Genomic DNA, 21,067 nt, shown 5'->3' on the forward strand with positions numbered 1-21,067 from the left:
CAAAAGACGGGGCCGCCATGCGCGCAGCGGTACCGCACGAACGCGACGCGTGGCGGCACCACCCGATTCCTCTGCCGAAACGTTATGAACACCGAAGCCGACCGTGTCAAAGGCCACAGTCGGCTCCGGGTGAGTCTACGACAACTGCCCTACGGCAGCCTCCACTTGATCATCAGCGCAGGCGGGCCATCAGCGCGTGCTCGACCAGCGTGATCAGCGCCGACTTGGCGTCGGCCCGGTGCCGCGCGTCGGTCGTGATGATCGGGGTGTCCGGGCCGATCTGGAGCGCCTCGCGCACCTCGTCCGGCGAGTACGGCTGGCTCCCGTCGAAGCCGTTCAGCGCGATGACGAACGGCAGCCCGCTGTTCTCGAAGTAGTCCACCGCCGGGAAACAGTCCGCGAGGCGCCGGGTGTCGACGAGGACGATCGCCCCGATCGCACCGCGCACCAGGTCGTCCCACATGAACCAGAACCGGTCCTGGCCCGGCGTACCGAACAGGTACAGGATCAGGTCCTGGTCCAGGGTGATACGGCCGAAGTCCATCGCCACCGTCGTGGTGGTCTTGTCCCCGGTGTGGGTCAGGTCGTCGATGCCCGCCGAGGCGGACGTCATCACGGCCTCGGTGCGCAGCGGGTTGATCTCGGAGACGGCGCCCACGAACGTGGTCTTGCCCACGCCGAAGCCACCCGCCACCACGATCTTGGCGGAGGTGGTGGCCCGACCTCCGTCAGAGCTTGCGAAGTCCACTGAGCACCCTTTCGAGCAGCGTCACGTCCGGAGCGCCACCGTTGTTCTCGTCGCCGCCCGGCTGGTGGATCGCCACCAGACCGGCCTCGGCGAGGTCCGCGACCAGGATCCGGGCCACCCCGAGCGGCATCGCCAGCAGCGCGGACACCTCGGCCACCGACTTGACCTCACGGCACAGGTGGCAGATGCGCTGGTGCTCCGGGAGCAGTCCCATGAGCGCCGCCGGATCGGCCGTCGTGCTGATCAGCGCCTCGATGGCGAGCTGGTAGCGCGGCCGGGTCCGGCCACCGGTCATCGCGTACGGACGCACCAGCGGCTGGTCACCCTCGTCCGTGTACGGGTCCGCGTACGGATCATGATGGGCGGTGGGCGGGGTCATGGATCCTCCGGGCGGGACAGCAGGTCTCGGTCTCGTGCCGTCCCTGGTGGCCGGGTGGGGAGTATGTGCCGACCGGACGGTGATTTGGTGAGGTGGGTGGTGCCGGGGCGGTCTAGTGGAGCAGACTGCCTTGCAGTTCGGCCCGTAGATCCGGCGTGAGCACTGCGCCCGCGCGATCGACGAGCAGCGCCATCTCGTAGCCGACGAGGCCGATGTCGCACTCGGGGTGGGCGAGGACGGCGAGCGACGAGCCGTCGGAGACGGACATGAGGAAGAGGAATCCTCGCTCCATCTCCACGACCGTCTGCGCGACGCTGCCGCCTTCGAAGATCCGGGAGGCGCCCGCCGTCAGCGAGGTCAGCCCGGAGGCGACCGCCGCCAGCTGATCGGCGCGGTCCCGGGGGAAGCCCTCGGACATCGCCAGCAGGAGACCGTCCGCGGAGACCACCACGGTGTGCGAGACACCTGGGGTGTTGTCCACGAAGTTGGTGATCAACCAGTTCAGATTCTGTGCCGCCTGGCTCATCTGACTCAACTATCGCTCCTGCTGGTGGGTGGGGCTCGGGAAGCTGTCTGTCTGCCCGCTCCCGGCCTGACGGCCCTGAGCGATGCCCCGACGGAGGTTGGTCAGCCGGCCGCGCACGTCGTCCGGCGCGCGCGAGACCTGCGGACCCGCTTGGTGCTGTTGCTGCTGCGCCGTGCCCGGTACGAGGTTCGCCCGGGGCACCCGGCGCGGCAGGCCGGAAGTGGTGATCCCGCCCGAGGCGGGCTGACGCACGCGCTCGGCCTGCCGGACCAGATCGTCGTTCGGAGTGGCCCGCCACGAGGAGGCCGACGCCGCCGGAGCGGCGGCAGGCCGCTGCGGAGCAGCCGGAGCGGGCGCGGGAGCAGGGGTGGGCGCCGGAGCGGGTGCCTGAGCCTGCGGCTGCTGCGGCACCCCCTGCGCCTGACCGCCCTGCTGGTGGAACCAGTTCGTCTCCAGCGTGTCGTACAGCGGAGTACGACCGTCCCCCGGACCGGCCGGCGGCAGCGCCTCCGGCTCGGGCCGGACGGCGGGACGCTGAGGCGCGGCGTACCCGTTGGCGTTGGTACGCCCGGGCAACGCGTCGTACCCCTGCTGCCGCGCCGGGAACTGACCGGTGTCCTGTACGGGGTTCTGCGGCATGTTCGGCACGGGGTTCGTCCCGAAGACGTCCGTCCGCACGAACTGCCCGCTGTTGTCCGTGTTGCTGGCGTTATTGACGGGCTCCTGCTCGGTACGCCCGAACTGCCCCCCGGCGTCGCCCGGTTGCCCCCCGCCGATGGCCGGGAACTGGCTCGTCGCCTGGAAGTCGTCCTGCGCACCCCGCCGCTTGCCCTGCGGAGCAGGAGCACCCAGCGCCGGGAACTGGCCCGTGTGCTGTGCGCCGTTGACGTTGGCCCGCCCGAAGTCGCCCTCGACGCGGGGTATTTCGGCGGTCGACCCGGGCCCCTCGATGCGCGGCATCTGCGAGGTGCGCGCCACATCGGGCTCGTCGTGTCCGCGCGGCGCGTCCAGTGCCGGGGTGCGCGCGTTCTCGTCGCCCCAACTCGGCGTACGGGGCTGGGAGTTGCCGCCCGGCAGCTCGGCCCGGGCGCCACTGCGCGGCGGGAGCTGCGGCTGACGGCCACGGCCCTGCTCGCCCTTGCCACCGCGAGAGTCCTGACCACCACGGGAGTCCTGGCCACCGCGCGAGTCCTTGCCGCGCGGGGGCCGCGAACCGCCGCCGAACATGTCCTGGCCCTGCTGCTGGCCCGGCTGCCCCTGCGGCGGCGCGGCCTGGAGCCCGTTGAAGGAACCGGTCCCCGCGGGCGCCGGCGCCGAAGGACGCCCGCCCTGCTGCTGGCCACGCGCCGGAGCGCCGTCCCGCCCGGGCAGCGCGGTCCGGGGACCGCCCCCGAGCGCACCGCCACCGGGACCCGAACCGAACCCGGCGCCGGCACCGCCACCGGAGCCCGCGCCGAACGCGCCGCCCCCGCCGAAGGCACCTGCACCGGACCCCGAACCAGCAGGCCCGGAACCGAAGCCGCCGCCCGGCGCACCCGCGCCGACCGGACCGCCGCCGAACGCGCCGGCAGCACCCTGTCCGGGTCCGCCCTGGCGCCGCGCGGCAGCCGCACCCGCAGCGGCCTGGGCCGCCACCGGGCCACCGGCCTGCGCACCGCCCTGACCGGGCTTCGGCTGCGGCTTCTTGCCGCCCTGCGCGACGTCGACCGGCAGCATGACCAGCGCGGTCGTACCGCCCGAGTCGGAGGGCCGCAGCTGGATACGGATGCCGTGCCGCTGCGACAGGCGGCCGACCACGAAGAGGCCCATGCGCCGGGACACCGACACGTCCACGGTCGGCGGCGAGGCGAGCCGCTCGTTGATGGCGGCCAGGTCCTCGGGGGAGAGGCCGATACCGGTGTCGTGGATCTCGATCAGCACGCGCCCGTCGGGCAGCGCGTGACCGGTGACCTTGACCTTGGTCTGCGGGGAGGAGAACGACGTCGCGTTCTCCAGCAGCTCGGCGAGGAGGTGCACGAGGTCGTTGACGACCCGCCCGGCGACCTCGGTCGTCGGCACGGACGACAGCTCGATGCGCTCGTACTGCTCCACCTCGGAGGCGGCGGCACGCAGCACGTCGACCAGCGGCACGGGCCGCGTCCAGCGCCGGCCCGGCTCCTCACCGGCGAGGACGAGGAGGTTCTCGCCGTTCCGGCGCATACGGGTCGCGAGGTGGTCCAGCTTGAACAGCGAGGACAGCTGGTCCGGGTCGGCCTCGCGGGACTCCAGCTCGGAGATGAGCGACAGCTGACGCTGGATGAGGCCCTGCGAGCGGCGCGAGAGGTTGGTGAACATCGCGTTGACGTTCCCTCGCAGCAACGCCTGCTCGGCGGCGAGTCGTACGGCTTCGCGGTGCACGTCGTCGAAGGCCGCGGCCACCTGGCCGATCTCGTCCCGGGAGTGCACACCGACCGACTCGACGGAGGTGTCGACGTCCTGCGGGTCCGACTCGGAGAGCTGCTTGACCAGCTCGGGCAGCCGTTCCTGGGCGACCTTCGTGGCCGTCTCCTGGAGGCGGCGCAGCGAGCGGATCATCGACCGGGCGACGACGAACGCGCCGACCAGCGAGACGCCGAGCACCATCAGGATCAGCAGACCCGAGATGATCGCGTCGCGCTCGGTCTCGTTGCGCAGCTCACGGGCCTTCTGCTCCATGTCGTCCAGGAGCTGCGACTCGATGTTCCTCATCTGCTGGAGCTTGGTGCCCGAGGCGTCCAGCCAGTCCTGGTACGACCGCTTGTCCTGCGACTCCAGACCGGAGTCGGAGGCGTAGGCGCGGTTCGCGTACTGGTCGGCCTCCTCGATCGTGGCGTTGCCGGACTCGATCGGCTTCAGCAGCTCCTCGGCGCCCGCGTCGCCGTAGATCGAGCGGAAGATCGCGAGCTCGGAGTCCTCGCCCTCGACCGCGGTCTCGCCGTAGTTGCGGTCGTTGTCGCTGAGGTCGCCGAAGACCTTGTTGTTCGCCGGGAGCGCGGCCGTCAGCACGGCGCGCTGGATCGACGAGTACTCCTTGGCGGAGGAGAACGCGGCGAGCGCGCGGGTGCGCTGGATCATCTCCGGGTTGGAGGTGGCCTCGGCCATGTCCTGGGAGAGGTCGACGAGCCGGGTGATCAGCCGGTGATAGCCCTCCACCGTCTGCATCGCGTTGCCCTGCGCCGTGTACGCCGTGGAGCGCAGCTTGGCCAGGTTGCCGAGGTCGCCGACCAGGCCGACGAGGTTGTCGCGGACGCCCTGGAGGTTGCCGTTCTTGCTGGTGGCGTCGATCTCCTCGGACGCGTTGACGAAGGCGTCGAGCGAGCGGTCCGTCGTCGTGCGCAGGCCCTTGACGGTGGCGTCGTCCGCCCTGCCGCCGTGCGCGAGGGGGCCGGCCGAGCGGTCGCGCTCGTTCTGCAGGGCGATCGACAGCTCGGTCGCCTGCTTCGTCATGTCGGTCAGCAGCCGCATGTTGTCGAGCTGCTGGATGTCCTCCATGGACTGGTTGATGCGCAGCGCGCCGAGCGTGGTGGCGGCGACCACGGGGAGGGTCAGCAGGGCCACCAGGCGCGTGGAGATACGCCAGTTGCGCAGCGCGACGCGGTTGCCGGAGTCACCCTTGACGGGCTTGGCCGGGGGTATCGGGGGTATGGAGGTGGGGGTCACCGGGGTGGTGGGAGCGCCGGGGCGGCTCTTGCCGTCGCCTGCCTGGGCGGGACCCGGGTTCTGGGCGTGCTGGGGGGAGGAGCTGACTGTCTTCGCTCCAGTCCCGCCGCGCGGCTCCGGCCCTGCCGGGGCGCTGCCGTCCCTCTTGAATCGTCCCTGCACTAGCGTCGCAACCTCTGGACCAGGCGCCTTGCCGAATGAACGGACAAGGCGGTGTCGGCGTCTTGAGAGGCGCCCTGACTGCGCCCCCCGGGATGGTCGTTGAGTGACCCGGCGCTGGTTCCCCCTATCTCGCCGCCGCGCGGCGCTGGTGTGCGCCCCCTGCGCGCCGGTTCGATCCCGCGGCGGTCCGTGAGATTCCAGCACAGTGCCGGATCTCCAACAAGGTTTGGTGGCCGGGCTGTGACATCCGTGACAGCGCGTACGGAGGGGATCACCCGTCGTCGATTTCTATCCGCCCTAAAGTGTGCGAACCCCGGCAAACCCTCAAAGTGATCAAGGTGTCCCAGTCGCCATGATCAGGAGCGGAATGACAGCTTCAGTCAGATAATGTCCGCTTCGTTACGTTCACTTGCGGGCCTGAATTGACCGGTTTGACGGCTGTTCCGTGAGCAAACTCACACGCCCTCGGGCGGCCCCCCGTGACTTCCCCGGGAATGCCATGTTTAGCCTGACGCTTTACAGATTCGGCATATCCGACACGAGCCAGTGGAGCCCTCGCCCATGTCCCGCAAGACCGCCAACCCCCGCCGCACCACCCTGGTCCACCTGAAGGACGCCGGCGAGCTGGAGACCCCGGTCCAGGAACACTCTGTCGACCTCCCCGCCCAGACCGCGAACCCGCGGCGCACGATCCTCATGGAGCTGCCGGACAGCGTCTCCGCGCAGTAGTACGCGCGAAGATCGCCGAAAGCTCAGGCCGAGAGCTCAGACGGCCCCCGCCGCTCCGCAAGGGACGAGGTGGGGGCCGTCTCGCGCGTTAGCCTGGGGCGTCAGACTCCAGCCAGCAGAAGGTAAAGGGGCGCGAGGATCCCGTGCGCATCGCCAGGTTCTCCATCGACGGCAACGTCGCGTTCGGCGCGGTCGAGGGTGACAAGGACGACGAACTCGTCCTCGACATCATCAAGGGCATCCCGTTCGCCGAGTTCGAACTCTCCGGGACCAAGGTCCCGCTGAGCAAGGTCCGGCTCCTGCCGCCCGTGCTCCCCAACAAGGTCGTCGCCTTCGGCCGCAACTATGCCGAGCACGCCCGCGAGCTGGGCAACGAGGTACCGGACGCCCCCTTCGCCTTCTTCAAGCCCTCCACCTCGGTGATCGGCCACGGCGACGCCATCCAGTACCCCGGCTTCTCCTCCGAGCTCCACCACGAGGCCGAACTCGCCGTCGTCATCGGCCGGATGTGCCGCGAGGTCCCCCGCGAGCGCGTCAAGGACGTCATCCTCGGCTACACCTGCGCGAACGACGTCACCGCCCGCGACGTCCAGAAGCGCGAGAAGCAGTGGGCCCGCGCCAAGGGTTTCGACACCTCCTGCCCCCTCGGCCCCTGGATCGAGACGGACCTCGACCCGAGCGACCTCACCATCCAGCTCACGGTCAACGGCCAGCAGCGCCAGCTCGGCCGCACCAGCGAGATGATCACCTCCATCGAGGACCTGATCGTCAACATCACCGAGGCCATGACCCTGCTCCCCGGAGACGTCATCCTCACGGGCACCCCGGCCGGCGTCGGCCCCCTGGAGACCGGCGACGAGGTCGCCGTCACCATCGAAGGTATCGGCACACTCACCAACAAGGTTGTCAAGCGTGACTAGCGCCCCCGTCCGCGTACGTTTCTGCCCCTCCCCGACCGGGAACCCCCACGTCGGCCTCGTCCGCACGGCCCTCTTCAACTGGGCCTTCGCCCGCCACCACCAGGGCACCCTGGTCTTCCGCATCGAGGACACGGACGCGGCCCGCGACAGCGAGGAGTCGTACAACCAGCTCCTCGACGCGATGCGCTGGCTCGGCTTCGACTGGGACGAGGGCCCGGAGATCGGCGGCCCGCACGCGCCGTACCGCCAGTCCCAGCGCATGGACCTGTACAAGGACGTCGCCCAGAAGCTCCAGGACGCCGGCCACGCCTACCGCTGCTACTGCTCCACCGAGGAGCTGGACGCCCGCCGCGACGCCGCCCGCGCCGCCGGCAAGCCCTCCGGCTACGACGGCCACTGCCGCGACCTCACCGAGGAGCAGAAGGCCGCGTACGAGGCCGAGGGCCGCAAGCCGATCGTCCGCTTCCGGATGCCGGACGAGACCATCACGTTCACCGACCTGGTCCGCGGCGAGCTGACGTTCACCCCCGAGAACGTCCCGGACTACGGCATCGTCCGCGCCAACGGCGCCCCCCTGTACACGCTGGTCAACCCGGTCGACGACGCGCTGATGGAGATCACGCACGTCCTGCGCGGCGAGGACCTCCTGTCCTCCACCCCGCGCCAGATCGCCCTGTACAAGGCGCTCATCGAACTCGGCGTCGCGAAGTACACCCCCGAGTTCGGGCACCTCCCGTACGTCATGGGCGAGGGCAACAAGAAGCTCTCCAAGCGCGACCCCCAGGCGTCCCTGAACCTCTACCGGGAGAAGGGCTTCCTCCCCGAGGGCCTGCTCAACTACCTCTCCCTGCTGGGCTGGTCGCTCTCCGCGGACGAGGACATCTTCACGACGGACCAGCTGATCGCGGCGTTCGACATCAAGGACGTCAACCCCAACCCGGCGCGCTTCGACCTGAAGAAGTGCGAGGCGATCAACGGCGACCACATCCGGATGCTGGACGTCAAGGACTTCACCGAGCGCTGCGCCCCCTGGCTCCAGGCCCCCTTCGCGCCCTGGTCCCCGGAGGACTTCGACGAGGCGAAGTGGCAGGCCATCGCCCCGCACGCGCAGACCCGCCTGAAGGTCCTCTCGGAGATCACCGACAACGTCGACTTCCTGTTCCTCCCGCAGCCCGTCGAGGACGAGGCGTCCTGGACGAAGGCGATGAAGGACGGCAGCGACGCGCTCCTCGCCACGGCCCGCGAGAAGCTGGAGACGGCCGACTGGACGTCCCCCGAGTCCCTCAAGGAAGCCGTCCTCGCGGCGGGCGAGGCCCACGGCCTCAAGCTCGGCAAGGCGCAGGCCCCCGTCCGCGTCGCGATCACCGGCCGCACGGTCGGCCTCCCCCTCTTCGAGTCCCTCGAAGTCCTCGGCAAGGAGGCGTCGTTGGCCCGCATCGACGCGGCCCTCGCCAAGCTCGCGGCGTAAAGAGGCAGTTCACCGGGGCGGCACCCAACAGGGGTGCCGCCCTTGCCCGTTCCCGGTACCGTCGGATCATGGACATTCGCGCGGTGGTGTGGGACGTGGACGACACCCTCTTCGACTACCGGAGCGCCGACCGCCTCGGCATGCGCGACCACCTCACCACCGAGGGCTTGCTCTCCGCGTACGACACCGTCGAGCAGGCGATCAGGAGTTGGCGCGAGATCACCGACGCCCAGTGGGCCCGTTTCGCCGCCGGTGAGACCACCTTCGAGGAGCAACGCCGCGACCGCGTCCGGGTGTTCCTCGGCCAGGACCTGACCGACGCGGAGGTGGACGACTGGTTCGGGCGCTACCTGGTCCACTACGAGAACGCCTGGACCCTCTTCCCGGACGTCCTGCCGGTCCTGGACGCCCTCGCGGCGAGCCACCGGCACTCCGTCCTGTCCAACTCCAGCATCCACGTCCAGGACCACAAGCTCCGCGTCCTCGGCGTCCACGACCGCTTCGAGTCGATCATCTGCGCGGTCGAACTCGGCGTCTCCAAGCCCGAACCCGGCGCCTTCCTCGCCGCCTGCGAGGCCCTCGCCCTGCCGCCCGAGCAGGTCGCCTACGTCGGCGACCACCCCGACATCGACGGCCGGGGCGCGGCCGAGGCGGGCCTGCTCTCCGTCTGGATCGACCGGTACGGCGGCGGCGCGGACGCCGTCGTCCTGCCGGGCCGGCACCGGATCGCGAGCCTCGCCGAACTCCCCGCGCTCCTCGGCGCGGATACCCGTTTTGGAGCCCCGTCCACCTTCGGGTAATGTTCTTTCTGCGCCGCCGGGGAGCGGGCCGAAAGGCCGAGAGACCCGGGGGAGCACTACTAGAACAAGATCCGCTTCAGGATTTGCGTTCCAGTGGCCTATGGTGTAATTGGCAGCACGACTGATTCTGGTTCAGTTAGTCTTGGTTCGAGTCCAGGTAGGCCAGCTTGCAGAAGCTCAAAATCTGCATCGCCCCCGTTGTGTAGCGGCCTAGCACGCTGCCCTCTCACGGCAGTAGCGCCGGTTCGAATCCGGTCGGGGGTACTGGTTCCGATCTTGCGTCGGGACTGCTAGGGCCCCCGTTGTGTAGCGGCCTAGCACGCTGCCCTCTCACGGCAGTAGCGCCGGTTCGAATCCGGTCGGGGGTACTGACTGGTCTAAACCATCATTGGTCTATGGTGTAATTGGCAGCACGACTGATTCTGGTTCAGTTAGTCTTGGTTCGAGTCCAGGTAGACCAGCTCCGCCCCCGTTGTGTAGCGGCCTAGCACGCTGCCCTCTCACGGCAGTAGCGCCGGTTCGAATCCGGTCGGGGGTACAGAAAGAAGCCATCCATCTCAACAGAGATGGGTGGCTTTCTTGTATTTCCGCAGGTGGGTGGGGGAGAGAAGGGCCCGCCGCGGCGTTGAGGCCGGCCCTGGAACCCCCCGGTCCTCAGCCCGTCCTGCGCAGCGCCTCGGAGAGACGGGCCGCCGCGTCGATCACCGCTTGCGCGTGCATCCGGCCCGGGTGCCGGGTCAGGCGCTCGATCGGGCCCGAGACGGAGACGGCGGCCACGACGCGGTTCGAGGGGCCGCGCACCGGCGCCGACACCGAGGCGACGCCCGGCTCGCGCTCGCCGATGGACTGGGCCCAGCCCCGGCGCCGTACGCCCGAGAGGGCCGTGGCCGTGAAGCGGGCGCCCTGGAGGCCGCGGTGCAGGCGCTCGGGCTCCTCCCAGGCCATGAGGATCTGCGCGGAGGAACCGGCCTTCATCGTCAGCGTGGAGCCCACCGGTACGGTGTCCCGCAGTCCGGACAGCCGCTCGGCGGCGGCCACACAGATCCGCATGTCACCCTGGCGCCGGTAGAGCTGGGCGCTCTCGCCGGTGATGTCCCGCAGGTGCGTGAGGACGGGGCCGGCGGTCGCCAGGAGGCGGTCCTCGCCGGCCGCCGCCGCCAGCTCCGCGAGGCGCGGGCCGAGAATGAACCGGCCCTGCATGTCGCGGGCGACCATGCGGTGGTGTTCCAGGGCCACGGCCAGCCGGTGGGCCGTGGGTCGAGCCAGTCCGGTGGCCGCGACCAGTCCTGCGAGGGTCGCGGGTCCGGACTCCAGGGCGCTCAGGACAAGGGCTGCCTTGTCCAGGACGCCGACGCCGCTACTGTTGTCCATGCAACGATACTCCCGTCTCACTCTGTGAAACGCAAGTTCATTTTCCCGTGAGACGCGCAACCCTGGGACATACAGCGCCCGCTGACCGAACGGGCGCGGTGGCGGGTGCCCGGAACAGGGGCGGGCGCCGCTTCCGAGATCTCTAGTTGCGCCGGGACACCACCTGTCCGGCCGGAGGGAAAGCGATGGGTAGGACACTCGCGGAGAAGGTCTGGGACGACCACGTCGTCCGGCGAGCCGAGGGCGAGCCCGACCTTCTCTTCATCGATCTGCACCTGCTGCACGAGGTGACCAGTCCCCAGGCGTTCGACGGACTGCGCCAGAACGGCCGCCAGGTCCGCCGGCTCGACCTGACCATCGCCACCGAGGACCACAACACCCCGACCCTCGACATCGACAAGCCCATCGCCGACCCGGTCTCCCGGGTCCAGCTGGAGACCCTGCGCAAGAACGCCGCGGAGTTCGGTGTCCGCCTGCACCCCCTGGGCGACGTCGAGCAGGGCGTCGTCCACGTCGTCGGCCCCCAGCTCGGTCTCACCCAGCCCGGTATGACGGTCGTCTGCGGCGACTCCCACACCTCCACGCACGGCGCCTTCGGCGGGCTCGCGTTCGGTATCGGCACCTCCCAGGTGGAGCACGTGCTGGCCACTCAGACGCTGCCGCTGGTCCGCCCGAAGACCATGGCCATCACGGTCGACGGCGACCTGCCCGACGGCGTCACCGCCAAGGACCTGATCCTCGCGATCATCGCGAAGATCGGCACCGGCGGCGGCCAGGGCTATGTCCTGGAGTACCGCGGCTCCGCCATCGAGAAGCTCTCGATGGAGGCCCGGATGACCATCTGCAACATGTCCATCGAGGCCGGCGCCCGCGCGGGCATGATCGCCCCCGACGAGACGACGTTCGCCTACCTCAAGGGCCGCGCGCACGCCCCCGAGGGCGACGACTGGGACGCCGCGGTCGCGTACTGGAAGACCCTGAAGACCGACGAGGACGCGGAGTTCGACGCCGAGGTCGTCATCGACGCCGCGGAACTCTCCCCGTTCGTCACCTGGGGCACCAACCCCGGCCAGGGCGCGCCCCTTTCGGCGGACGTCCCCGACCCGGCTTCGTACGAAGACGCATCGGAGCGCCTCGCCGCCGAAAAGGCCCTGGAATACATGGGGTTGGAGGCCGGGCAGCCGCTGCGGTCCATCAAGGTGGACACCGTCTTCGTAGGTTCGTGCACCAACGGCCGTATCGAGGACCTGCGCGCCGCCGCCGAACTCGTCAAGGGCCGCAAAGTCGCCGACGGCGTACGGATGCTGGTCGTCCCGGGCTCCGCGCGCGTGGGCCTCCAGGCCGTCTCCGAGGGCCTGGACGTCGTGTTCAAGGAGGCCGGCGCCGAGTGGCGGCACGCGGGCTGCTCGATGTGTCTGGGCATGAACCCCGACCAACTGGCCCCCGGTGAGCGCTCCGCGTCCACCTCCAACCGCAACTTCGAGGGCAGGCAGGGCAAGGGCGGCCGTACGCACCTGGTCTCGCCGCAGGTCGCCGCCGCGACCGCCGTCCTGGGCCACCTGGCCTCGCCCGCCGACCTGTCCGACGCCCCTGTCGCCGCTGGAGTCCGATAAGCCATGGAAGCATTCACCAAGCACACCGGCCGGGCCGTCCCGCTGCGTCGCTCCAACGTCGACACCGACCAGATCATCCCCGCCCACTGGCTCAAGAAGGTGACGCGGGACGGCTTCGAGGACGGGCTCTTCGAGGCGTGGCGCAAGGACCCGGAGTTCGTCCTCAACCGGCCCGAGCACGAGGGCGCGACCGTCCTGGTGGCCGGCCCCGACTTCGGCACCGGCTCCTCGCGTGAGCACGCGGTGTGGGCGTTGCAGAACTACGGCTTCAAGACGGTCATCTCGTCCCGCTTCGCCGACATCTTCCGCGGCAACTCCCTGAAGAACGGCCTGCTGACGGTCATCCTCGACCAGAAGACCGTGGACACGCTGTGGGCGCTCGTGGACAGCGACCCGCAGGCCGAGATCACCGTCGACCTGGAGGCGCTCGAAGTGCGCGCCGAGGGCATCACCGCCCCCTTCGAGCTGGACGAGAACGCCCGCTGGCGGCTGCTGAACGGGCTGGACGACATCTCCATCACCCTCCAGAACGAGGCCGACATCGCGGCGTACGAGGCGAAGCGCCCCTCGTACAAGCCGCGCACGCTCCAGGTCTGAGCGCCAGAGCGAGTTTCGGCCACCGAGAACCACGCGCCGTACCCCCGATCCGTCCGATCGGGGGTACGGCGTTTTCTGCACCCGTTCGGCCCCGCGCATCTCCCCGAAATCTTCCCAACTTCCCACGTTAAAGGGGTGGTTGACTGGGTACGCGACCGCTGTGGACACAACGTCCAACAGTGCTCGGACGACTGTTTGAGGCGGCAGTTGCACCCCTGGCGGGCGACAACTCGCCCCAGATGGCACAATCTGTGCATGGAACACGACGGCCAACTCACGCTCTACCAGGCCGTCGCGGACCAGCTCAAGGAAGCGCACAGAAGGGTGCGCGCACTGCAAGTCCCGGAGGGCGTACGGATGGCGCTGACCCGGAAGCTGCTGGTCATTACGGCCGCGGCCAAGCACGATCTCGCCGATGCGGCAAGGCGGCTGGAGCTGTTCATGACGGATCTCGACGAGGGGCGAATCCCCGGCGAGGAACGCTGAACAGCCCAATGCGGTCGAGTCCGTTGCGGCACAAGGGTGATAAGCCCGTTTCGTGTTTGATTTGCGGTATACATCTGCCTAACGTGCGAAAAAGCCTGGACACTTTCGTTCCAGCAATGTCTCCGAAGGGGAAGACGTGAACAAGGCGCAGCTCGTAGAAGCGATTGCCGACAAGGTCGGCGGCCGTCAGAACGCCGCCGAGGCGGTCGACGCGGTTCTGGACGCCATCGTCCGCGCGGTCGTCGCGGGGGACCGGGTCTCGGTCACCGGCTTCGGCTCGTTCGAGAAGGTCGACCGCCCGGCGCGGTACGCCCGCAACCCCCAGACGGGCGAGCGGGTCCGGGTCAAGAAGACCTCCGTCCCGCGCTTCCGTGCGGGCCAGGGTTTCAAGGACCTGGTGAGCGGCTCGAAGAAGCTCCCGAAGAACGAGGTCGCGGTCAAGAAGGCGCCCAAGGGCAGCCTGAGCGGCACCGCTTCGGCGACGGTCAAGAAGGCCGCGGCGAAGAAGGCCACCACCAAGAGCGCCGCCGCGAAGAAGGCCGCGCCGGCGAAGAAGGCGGCCACCGGCAAGACCGCCGCGGCCAAGAAGACGACGGCCAAGAAGGCCACCGCGAAGAAGGCCGTCGCCAAGAAGGCGCCGGCGAAGAAGGCCCCGGCCAAGAAGTCGGCCGCTCGCAAGACCACCGCGAAGAAGACGGCGGCCAGCTAGGCGCGGGACTGACGGCGGTACTCACGCGTCGGGCCGGACTCCCACATCCTGTGGAGTCCGGCCCGCGGTGTGTTCGGAAGCGTTGTCAGAACGTCTGGAGCGTCACCAGGGTGATGCGCAGGGCCTCGCCCGTCCCCCGCGTCTCGATGCGGACCCGCTGGCCGACCCTCAGCAGCCGCAGGCCGCCCGCGTCGAACGCCTCGGTCCCGAAGGGGAGCGGGGTGCCGTCGTCCAGGAGGACCTGGCCCGTGCGGGTCTCGGGGTCGTAGGTGTAAGCCGTCGCCTGCATAGGGGCAGCCTACTGGCCGGGTTCACTGGCCGGGTTTTATTGGCCGGGGGTCAGGAGGCGGGCGGTCGCGGTGGTGGTGCGGGGGCCCACGCCGAGGGCCAGCGCCGCGCGCAGGTCCTCGCCGGTGTCGACGTCCTGGCGGACCGAGTCGACGGCGGGCAGGAGGAGTTCGGCCGCGCCCGAGGTGCGGTGCAGGAGGCGGGAATCCGGGCCGAATGCGGGGAGCAGAAGGTGGCCCGCGGTCGCGGCCAGCAAAGTCGTGCCGATCCCCGCGGCATCCGGCAGGAATGCGCGGGGGAATTCGGCGGCGGCATCCAGGACCCGCGTCAATTCACCGGGGCGCAAAGCCGGGAGATCGGCGTTCAGGGCCGCGAGAGGCGTTTTCGGGCTCACTGCGCGTACGGCGCTCTCCCCGTGCGCCAGAGCCGCGTTCAGGCCCGCGCGCGGGGTGTCGGGGACGATCCGGGCGCCCAGCGCACCGAGTTCGCGCCCGGCCAGCGGGTCGTCCGTGACGACCGCCACATCCCGTACGGCCGCCGAGGCCAGCGCCGCGGCCACCGTGTCCTGCGCGAAGGCCAGCGCGAGCGCCGGCCGCACCTCGTCGCCCGCTGTGTCCGACAGCCTGCTCTTGGCGCGCGCGAGGGGTTTCAGGGGGATGACCAACGTCCACTGCACCGGCTTACCGTCCCTTGCTCGTCGCGGTCATTGTCACCCGGCTGCAACCTTGCCCATCTGGCGGTTCTTCCTTCGGGGCGTACGGTGTTCTCGACAGGCCGGCCTGCCGGGGCCACACTTGTGCGGCTCCCGGCCGCCGGAACGACGTGAACAGGCCCGGGGAAGTCCTGGCTCCTGGAGGAAGAGGTAGGTGTCCGCGTGCCCCGCCGCAGAATCGGCTTCTGGTACCGCTTCGCCGCGGTGATCTGCAAACCACTGCTGGTGCCTCTCCTCAAGCGGGACTGGCGCGGAATGGAACACATTCCGGCCGAGGGCGGATTTATCACCGCGGTGAACCACAATTCCCACATCGACCCCTTCGCGTACGCGCACTTCCAGTACAACACCGGACGTATGCCGCGTTTCCTGGCGAAGAGCGCCCTTTTCCGGACGGGATTCGTCGGCGCCTGGATGCGGAACACGCGCCAGGTCCCCGTCTACCGTGAGTCCACCGACGCGCTCAGCGCCTTCCGGGGCGCAGTGGCCGCCGTGGAGCGCGGCGAGTGCGTGGTGTTCTACCCCGAGGGCACGCTCACCCGCGACCCCGACGGCTGGCCGATGACCGGCAAGACCGGCGCCGCGCGCGTGGCGCTGGAGACGAAGTGCCCCGTCGTGCCGGTCGCGCAGTGGGGCGTCAACGAGGTGCTGCCGCCGTACGCGAAGAAGCCCGAACTGTTCCCGCGCAAGACCCATCACGTGCTCGCCGGGCCGCCGTTGGACCTCTCGGTGTACTACGGCAAGGAGATGACCCCCGACCTCCTCAAGGAGGTCACCGAGGTCATCATGGCCGCCATCACACGCCAGTTGGAGGACATCCGCGGCGAGAAGGCGCCCGAGACGCCGTACGATCCGCGCCGGGAGCGGATCGAGCAGCGGCGCCGTACCGAGGCGCAGCACGGCCACGAAGGAGAGATCGGCAAGTGAGCGAGCCCGTCAAGGCGGCAGTCCTCAGCGCAGGTTCATGGGGGACGGCGTTCGCCGTGGTCCTCGCGGACGCGGGCTGCGAGGTGACGTTGTGGGCGCGGCGCCCCGAGGTCGCCGAAGCCATCAACTCGGCGCGGCAGAACCCCGATTACTTCCCCGGGCTCGAACTCCCCACGCGGGTACGGGCGACCACGGACCCCGCCGAGGCCATGGCCGGCGCCGACTTCACCGTCCTGTCGGTGCCCTCGCAGACGCTGCGCGCCAACTTGGCCGACTGGACACCCCTGTTGGCGCCCGACACGGTCCTCGTCTCCCTCATGAAGGGCGTCGAACTCGGCACGACCATGCGCATGAGCGAGGTCATCCAGGACGTCACCAAGGTCGCCGCCGAGCGCATCGCCGTCGTCACCGGGCCCAACCTCGCGCGCGAGATCGCGTCCCGGATGCCGGCCGCCGCCGTCGTCGCCGCCACCGACGAGGCGGTCGCCCAGCGCCTCCAACTCGCCTGCCACACGCCGTACTTCCGGCCCTACACCAACACGGACGTGGTCGGCTGCGAACTCGGCGGCGCCGTCAAGAACGTCATCGGCCTCGCGGTCGGCATCGCCGACGGCATGGGCCTGGGCGACAACGCGAAGGGCTCGCTCATCACGCGCGGCCTCGCGGAGACGACGCGGCTCGGCCTCGCGATGGGCGCCGACCCGCTGACCTTCGCCGGGCTCGCGGGCCTCGGCGACCTCGTCGCCACGTGCTCCTCGCCGCTCTCCCGCAACCACACCTTCGGCACCAACCTCGGCAAGGGCATGACCCTCCAGGAGACGATCGCGGTCACCAAGCAGACCGCCGAGGGCGTCAAGTCCTGCCAGTCCGTACTGGACTTGGCCCACCGTCACGGCGTCGACATGCCCATCACGGAGACGGTCGTCGACATCGTCCACGAGGCGAAGCCGCCGGTGGTGGCGCTGAAGGAACTGATGTCGAGGAGCGCGAAGCCGGAACGGCGGTAGGCGACGCGACGTACCGCGAACGCCCCGCGACGCTCAGCTACAGCGGGGTGGTGGACGCTGACTCGGCGGCTACCAACGGGTACTCTCGTCGCGATATGAGCACCGAGAACCTTCCCCAGAGCCCCGAGTCTCAGCCCGCGCGCAAGCCGCGTGTGGCCGTCGTGTTCGGCGGGCGCAGTTCCGAGCACGGGATCTCCGTGGTGACCGCGGGCGCCGTGCTGCGGGCTCTCGACCGGGACAAGTACGACGTGCTGCCGATCGGCATCACGCGGGAGGGCCGCTGGATGCTCACGGCGGACGCGCCGGAGCGGATGGCGATCGAGGAGCGCCGCACCCCCGAGGTCGCCGACCTCGCGGAGGGCGGCGACGGCGGCGTGGTGCTCCCGCTGGACCCCGCGAGCCGCGAAGTCGTCTACAGCGAACCGGGATCCGTGCCGAAGGCGCTCGGCGAGGTCGATGTCGTCTTCCCGGTGCTGCACGGCCCGTACGGCGAGGACGGCACGCTCCAGGGGATGCTGGAGCTGTCCGGTGTGCCGTACGTCGGCGCCGGGGTGCTCGCGTCCGCCGTCGGCCAGGACAAGGAGTACATGAAGCGCGTCTTCACCTCCTTCGGCCTCGCGGTCGGCCCCTACCTGGTGGTCCGGCCCCGCGAGTGGGCGCAGGACGAGTCCGGGGCCCGCAAGCGGATCGCCGGGTTCGCGGCGGACCACGGCTGGCCGCTGTTCGTGAAGCCCGCCCGCGCCGGGTCCTCCATCGGCATCACGAAGGTCGACGACGCCGCCGGGCTCGACGAGGCCATCGCCGAGGCGCAGCGCCACGACCCCAAGATCCTGATCGAGGCCGCCGTCAAGGGCCGCGAGATCGAGTGCGGCGTCCTGGAGTTCGAGGACGGCCCCCGCGCCTCGGTCCCCGCGGAGATCCCTTCCGCGCACGCCTACTACGACTTCGAGTCCAAGTACATCGACTCGGTCCCCGGCATCGTCCCGGCCCCCCTGGCCCCCGAACAGACCGCCGAGGTCCGCGACTTGGCCGTCCAGGCCTTCGACGCGGCGTCCTGCGAGGGCCTGGTCCGCGCCGACTTCTTCCTCACGGACTCCGGCGAATTCATCATCAACGAGATCAACACGATGCCCGGCTTCACGCCGATCTCGATGTACCCGAAGATGTGGGAGGAGACGGGGGTGGCGTACGGCGAGCTGGTGGACCGCCTGATCCAGGCGGCCCTGCGTCGCTCCACCGGACTTCGTTAGTTCTAGTCGGCGATCCCCTCAGGCACCGTCTTCTTCATCGCCGGTGCCAGATCGATCAGCGGCGACATCCCCTCCGCCGCCCGCGACTTGGGCAACGTCACCTCGACGTACACCACCCGCAGCGCGCTGGTGAAACGCACCGTGCCGTTGTCCTGCTTCTCGACCAGCCACCCCACCCCGTCGGCCTCACCAGCGTCCACATCGGTCTCGTCCATCTTCGGCGGCTTCACCACACCGCACCGCAGTATGATCGCCGGGTCTCCCCAGCCCGCGGTCAGCGGCGACGCGGGCTCGGGGTCCCGCCGCTGAAGGCCGTCCACCTCGGAAGGCAGCGCGGCGTCCAGCTTCCGGCATATCTCCGCGGCTTTCGCGGACGGACTGGGAACCGGGGCCGGCGCGCTGTCGTCTGCCGATGAGCAGCCTGCGGCGCACAGCAGGGCGAGGGCGGACAGACCACTGAGCCGGTGACGGAAGAAGTTCACCGGCCAAGGGTAGACGGGGGCTAGAGATGGACGACGGGGCAGGTCAGGGTCCGGGTGATCCCCTCCACCTGCTGCACCTTGGCGACCACCATCCGCCCGAGGTCGTCGACCGTGTCCGCCTGGGCCCGCACGATCACGTCGTACGGCCCCGTCACGTCCTCGGCCTGGACGACGCCAGGGATCGCTCCGATCATCTCGGCGACGGTCGACGCCTTGCCGACCTCCGTCTGGATCAGGATGTACGCCTGTACCACGGAACCTCCAGGGCGGCCACGAGGATCATGTGGGGAAAAGGAACGCCACGGTATCGCGTCGCCGCGCGCCGAGGGGAGACCCGCGACCCCCGCGCCGGGGAGCGGGCGGGACAGAAACTGACGGCTCCCTCGACCGTATCGAGGACACTGGTCCCGCGCGACCGGGCGCGGACAGGCAGAGAAGGGGCTCAAGGGCGATGAAGGGCACTGTCGGCGAGCTGGGCGAGTTCGGGCTCATCCGTGAGCTCACCTCCCGGCTCACCACCACCCCGGCGGTCCGCGTCGGCCCGGGGGACGACGCCGCGGTGGTCGCCGCGCCCGACCGCAGGGTCGTGGCCAGCACGGACATCCTGCTGGAGGGCCGGCACTTCCGCCGGGACTGGTCGACCGCGTACGACGTGGGCCGCAAGGCCGCCGCCCAGAACCTCGCCGACATCGCCGCGATGGGCGCCGTACCGACCGCGCTGCTGCTCGGCCTCGTCGTCCCGGCGGAGCTGCCGGTGACCTGGCCGACGGAGCTGATGGACGGCATCCGGGACGAGTGCCAGGTCGCGGGCGCCTCCGTGGTCGGCGGGGACGTCGTACGCGGCGACACGATCATGGTGTCGATCACCGCGCTCGGCGACCTGCGCGGCCAGGAGCCGATCATCCGGGGCGGCGCGCAGCCCGGCGACCTGGTCGCGGTGACCGGCTGGCTGGGCTGGTCGGCGGCCGGGTACGCGGTCCTCGCGCGGGGCTTCCGCTCGCCGCGCGCCTTCGTGGAGGCGCACCGCCGCCCGGAACCGCCGTACCACGCGGGCCCGGCGGCAGCCAGGCTCGGCGCGACCGCGATGTGCGACGTGAGCGACGGACTGATCGCCGACCTCGGGCACATCGCCGAGGCCAGCAAGGTACGGATCGACATCCGCTCCGAGTCCATCGACATCCCCACGCAGATGAACGACATCGGCCACGCGGTCGGCGTCGACCCCATCCAGTGGGTGCTGACCGGGGGAGAGGACCACGCGATCGTCGCGACGTTCCCGCCGGACGTGAAGCTCCCCGCCCGCTGGAAGGTCATCGGCGAGGTCCTCGGCCCCTCCGCGCTGCCCCAGGTGACCGTCGACGGCGCGCCCTGGACGCGGCAGGGCGGCTGGGACCACTTCGGGGACGTCGAGTGATACCCCGCGTCCTGACCGTCGCCGGCTCCGACTCCGGCGGCGGCGCCGGCATCCAGGCCGACCTGAAGACGATGCTCGCGCTCGGCGTGCACGGCATGAGCGTCGTGACGGCCGTCACAGCCCAGAACTCGCTGGGCGTACAGGGCGCCTGGGAACTCCCCGCCGAAGCCGTCCGCGCCCAGTACCGCAGCGTCGTCGACGACATCGGCGTCCAGGCGGTGAAGACCGGGATGCTGTCCTCGGCGGAACTCGTCGAGACGGTCGCCGAGCTGCTGACGACGACCGCCGCCCCCGTCGTCGTCGACCCGGTCGGCGTCTCCAAGCACGGCGACGCCCTCCTCGCCGCCTCGGCCCTCGACGCCGTACGCCACCGGCTCCTCCCGGCGGCCACGCTTGCCACCCCCAACCTCGACGAGGTGCTCCAGATCACCGGCGTACGCGTCGAGTCGGAGGCGGGGATGCGGGACGCGGCGGCGGCGATCCTGGCGTACGGGCCGCGCTGGGCACTGATCAAGGGCGGGCACCTGCCCGGGGACGCCGTCGATCTCCTCACGGACGGGCGCGAGGAGCACTGGCTCAGGTCACCCCGGTACGACAACCGCCACACCCACGGAACGGGCTGCACGCTGGCGTCGGCGATCGCGTCGGAGCTGGCGAAGGGGGCGGCCGTACCGGAGGCGGTGGCGGCGGCCAAGAGTTACGTCACCGGGGCGATCCGGGGCGGGTTCGCGCTCGGCGGGGGGATCGGGCCGGTGGATCACGGCTGGGCGCTCAAGCGGTAGATGTGCAGAAAGCCGATCC

General features: G+C 70.2%; 22 protein-coding genes and 5 tRNA genes. 18 read left to right on the forward strand and 9 right to left on the reverse strand.

Annotated features, from left to right (window positions below; translation table 11 throughout):
- Positions 1 to 172 precede the first annotated feature (172 nt).
- From J8M50_RS34295 to J8M50_RS34310, 4 genes are all read right to left on the reverse strand, one after another.
- Positions 173 to 748, reverse strand: a complete 576-nt coding sequence (locus J8M50_RS34295) for a GTP-binding protein (protein ID WP_010354691.1) — start codon at positions 746 to 748, stop codon at positions 173 to 175.
- Entirely contained in the window at positions 729 to 1,127 is a 399-nt protein-coding gene (locus tag J8M50_RS34300) for a DUF742 domain-containing protein (RefSeq protein WP_010354692.1), read from the reverse strand. Before J8M50_RS34300 ends, J8M50_RS34295 begins: the two co-directional genes overlap by 20 nt.
- A 112-nt stretch (positions 1,128 to 1,239) precedes the next feature.
- Positions 1,240 to 1,653 (reverse strand): roadblock/LC7 domain-containing protein, encoded by a 414-nt coding sequence (locus J8M50_RS34305; RefSeq protein ID WP_003993189.1) that lies wholly within the window; start codon positions 1,651 to 1,653, stop codon positions 1,240 to 1,242.
- A 9-nt stretch (positions 1,654 to 1,662) separates the two neighbouring features.
- Positions 1,663 to 5,493 (reverse strand): sensor histidine kinase, encoded by a 3,831-nt coding sequence (locus J8M50_RS34310; protein ID WP_223786371.1) that lies wholly within the window; start codon positions 5,491 to 5,493, stop codon positions 1,663 to 1,665.
- Between the two features lie 561 nt (positions 5,494 to 6,054).
- Here J8M50_RS34310 and J8M50_RS34315 point away from each other — a divergent pair.
- The 9 genes from J8M50_RS34315 (at position 6,055) to J8M50_RS34355 (ending at position 9,948) form a co-directional block, all read left to right on the forward strand.
- The gene (locus tag J8M50_RS34315; RefSeq protein WP_010353904.1) at positions 6,055 to 6,222 is read left to right on the forward strand and encodes a hypothetical protein; all 168 of its coding nucleotides are present in this window, start codon (positions 6,055 to 6,057) and stop codon (positions 6,220 to 6,222) included.
- Between the two features lie 143 nt (positions 6,223 to 6,365).
- Positions 6,366 to 7,142, forward strand: coding sequence for a fumarylacetoacetate hydrolase family protein (locus J8M50_RS34320; protein WP_010353903.1), 777 nt, complete (start codon positions 6,366 to 6,368; stop codon positions 7,140 to 7,142).
- The gene (gene gltX / locus J8M50_RS34325; RefSeq protein ID WP_029183884.1) at positions 7,126 to 8,610 is read left to right on the forward strand and encodes a glutamate--tRNA ligase; all 1,485 of its coding nucleotides are present in this window, start codon (positions 7,126 to 7,128) and stop codon (positions 8,608 to 8,610) included. Before J8M50_RS34320 ends, gltX begins: the two co-directional genes overlap by 17 nt.
- Positions 8,611 to 8,678: 68 nt before the next feature.
- On the forward strand, positions 8,679 to 9,410 hold the full coding sequence (locus J8M50_RS34330) for an HAD family hydrolase (RefSeq protein ID WP_040836518.1): 732 nt from the start codon (positions 8,679 to 8,681) through the stop codon (positions 9,408 to 9,410).
- Positions 9,411 to 9,504: 94 nt separating this feature from the next.
- Positions 9,505 to 9,576, forward strand: a tRNA-Gln gene (locus J8M50_RS34335).
- A 25-nt stretch (positions 9,577 to 9,601) separates the two neighbouring features.
- Positions 9,602 to 9,674 (forward strand) — tRNA-Glu (locus J8M50_RS34340).
- A gap of 31 nt (positions 9,675 to 9,705) precedes the next feature.
- Positions 9,706 to 9,778: transfer RNA gene (locus J8M50_RS34345), tRNA-Glu, on the forward strand.
- Between the two features lie 21 nt (positions 9,779 to 9,799).
- A tRNA-Gln gene (locus J8M50_RS34350) sits at positions 9,800 to 9,871 on the forward strand.
- Positions 9,872 to 9,875: 4 nt separating this feature from the next.
- Positions 9,876 to 9,948, forward strand: a tRNA-Glu gene (locus J8M50_RS34355).
- A 116-nt stretch (positions 9,949 to 10,064) separates the two neighbouring features.
- On the opposite strand, the gene ndgR is transcribed toward J8M50_RS34355, so the two are convergent.
- Complete coding sequence (ndgR, locus tag J8M50_RS34360) at positions 10,065 to 10,781, reverse strand: IclR family transcriptional regulator NdgR (protein ID WP_007384919.1); 717 nt, start codon at positions 10,779 to 10,781, stop codon at positions 10,065 to 10,067.
- Between the two features lie 185 nt (positions 10,782 to 10,966).
- On the opposite strand from ndgR, the gene leuC reads away from it, so the two are divergent.
- The 4 genes from leuC (at position 10,967) to J8M50_RS34380 (ending at position 14,186) form a co-directional block, all read left to right on the forward strand.
- Positions 10,967 to 12,394 carry a 3-isopropylmalate dehydratase large subunit gene (gene leuC, locus J8M50_RS34365; protein WP_010353900.1) on the forward strand — a complete coding sequence of 476 codons (1,428 nt, stop codon included), beginning with the start codon at positions 10,967 to 10,969 and terminating at the stop codon, positions 12,392 to 12,394.
- A 3-nt stretch (positions 12,395 to 12,397) separates the two neighbouring features.
- The gene (leuD, locus tag J8M50_RS34370) at positions 12,398 to 12,991 is read left to right on the forward strand and encodes a 3-isopropylmalate dehydratase small subunit (RefSeq protein ID WP_010353899.1); all 594 of its coding nucleotides are present in this window, start codon (positions 12,398 to 12,400) and stop codon (positions 12,989 to 12,991) included.
- Positions 12,992 to 13,246: 255 nt separating this feature from the next.
- The gene (locus J8M50_RS34375) at positions 13,247 to 13,477 is read left to right on the forward strand and encodes an SCO5555 family protein (RefSeq protein ID WP_010353898.1); all 231 of its coding nucleotides are present in this window, start codon (positions 13,247 to 13,249) and stop codon (positions 13,475 to 13,477) included.
- 136 nt (positions 13,478 to 13,613) lie between these two features.
- A complete protein-coding gene (locus tag J8M50_RS34380) occupies positions 13,614 to 14,186 on the forward strand; it encodes an HU family DNA-binding protein (RefSeq protein ID WP_010353897.1) in 573 nt (190 codons plus the stop codon).
- Positions 14,187 to 14,271: 85 nt separating this feature from the next.
- On the opposite strand, the gene J8M50_RS34385 is transcribed toward J8M50_RS34380, so the two are convergent.
- Both J8M50_RS34385 and cofC read right to left on the reverse strand, forming a co-directional pair.
- Positions 14,272 to 14,475 (reverse strand): hypothetical protein, encoded by a 204-nt coding sequence (locus J8M50_RS34385; protein WP_010353896.1) that lies wholly within the window; start codon positions 14,473 to 14,475, stop codon positions 14,272 to 14,274.
- 36 nt (positions 14,476 to 14,511) lie between these two features.
- Positions 14,512 to 15,150 carry a 2-phospho-L-lactate guanylyltransferase gene (cofC, locus tag J8M50_RS34390; protein WP_010353895.1) on the reverse strand — a complete coding sequence of 213 codons (639 nt, stop codon included), beginning with the start codon at positions 15,148 to 15,150 and terminating at the stop codon, positions 14,512 to 14,514.
- Between the two features lie 198 nt (positions 15,151 to 15,348).
- Here cofC and J8M50_RS34395 point away from each other — a divergent pair, with 198 nt between their 5' ends.
- From J8M50_RS34395 to J8M50_RS34405, 3 genes are all read left to right on the forward strand, one after another.
- Positions 15,349 to 16,113 carry a lysophospholipid acyltransferase family protein gene (locus tag J8M50_RS34395; RefSeq protein WP_010353894.1) on the forward strand — a complete coding sequence of 255 codons (765 nt, stop codon included), beginning with the start codon at positions 15,349 to 15,351 and terminating at the stop codon, positions 16,111 to 16,113.
- Complete coding sequence (locus J8M50_RS34400) at positions 16,110 to 17,120, forward strand: NAD(P)H-dependent glycerol-3-phosphate dehydrogenase (protein ID WP_010353893.1); 1,011 nt, start codon at positions 16,110 to 16,112, stop codon at positions 17,118 to 17,120. Before J8M50_RS34395 ends, J8M50_RS34400 begins: the two co-directional genes overlap by 4 nt.
- Positions 17,121 to 17,215: 95 nt before the next feature.
- Positions 17,216 to 18,370 (forward strand): D-alanine--D-alanine ligase family protein, encoded by a 1,155-nt coding sequence (locus tag J8M50_RS34405; RefSeq protein WP_010353891.1) that lies wholly within the window; start codon positions 17,216 to 17,218, stop codon positions 18,368 to 18,370.
- Between the two features lie 2 nt (positions 18,371 to 18,372).
- Here J8M50_RS34405 and J8M50_RS34410 read toward each other — a convergent pair whose 3' ends face one another.
- The gene (locus J8M50_RS34410; protein ID WP_029183883.1) at positions 18,373 to 18,852 is read right to left on the reverse strand and encodes a DUF3515 domain-containing protein; all 480 of its coding nucleotides are present in this window, start codon (positions 18,850 to 18,852) and stop codon (positions 18,373 to 18,375) included.
- A gap of 20 nt (positions 18,853 to 18,872) precedes the next feature.
- Positions 18,873 to 19,106, reverse strand: a complete 234-nt coding sequence (locus tag J8M50_RS34415) for an Lrp/AsnC family transcriptional regulator (protein ID WP_010353888.1) — start codon at positions 19,104 to 19,106, stop codon at positions 18,873 to 18,875.
- Positions 19,107 to 19,303: 197 nt separating this feature from the next.
- On the opposite strand from J8M50_RS34415, the gene J8M50_RS34420 reads away from it, so the two are divergent.
- Both J8M50_RS34420 and thiD read left to right on the forward strand, forming a co-directional pair.
- Positions 19,304 to 20,266 (forward strand): thiamine-phosphate kinase, encoded by a 963-nt coding sequence (locus J8M50_RS34420; protein ID WP_010353887.1) that lies wholly within the window; start codon positions 19,304 to 19,306, stop codon positions 20,264 to 20,266.
- A complete protein-coding gene (gene thiD, locus J8M50_RS34425) occupies positions 20,263 to 21,048 on the forward strand; it encodes a bifunctional hydroxymethylpyrimidine kinase/phosphomethylpyrimidine kinase (RefSeq protein WP_010353885.1) in 786 nt (261 codons plus the stop codon). Before J8M50_RS34420 ends, thiD begins: the two co-directional genes overlap by 4 nt.
- Positions 21,049 to 21,067 lie beyond the last annotated feature (19 nt).

The organism is Streptomyces acidiscabies (assembly GCF_020010905.1).
In the GTDB taxonomy this organism is placed as follows: Bacteria; Actinomycetota; Actinomycetes; order Streptomycetales; family Streptomycetaceae; genus Streptomyces; species Streptomyces acidiscabies.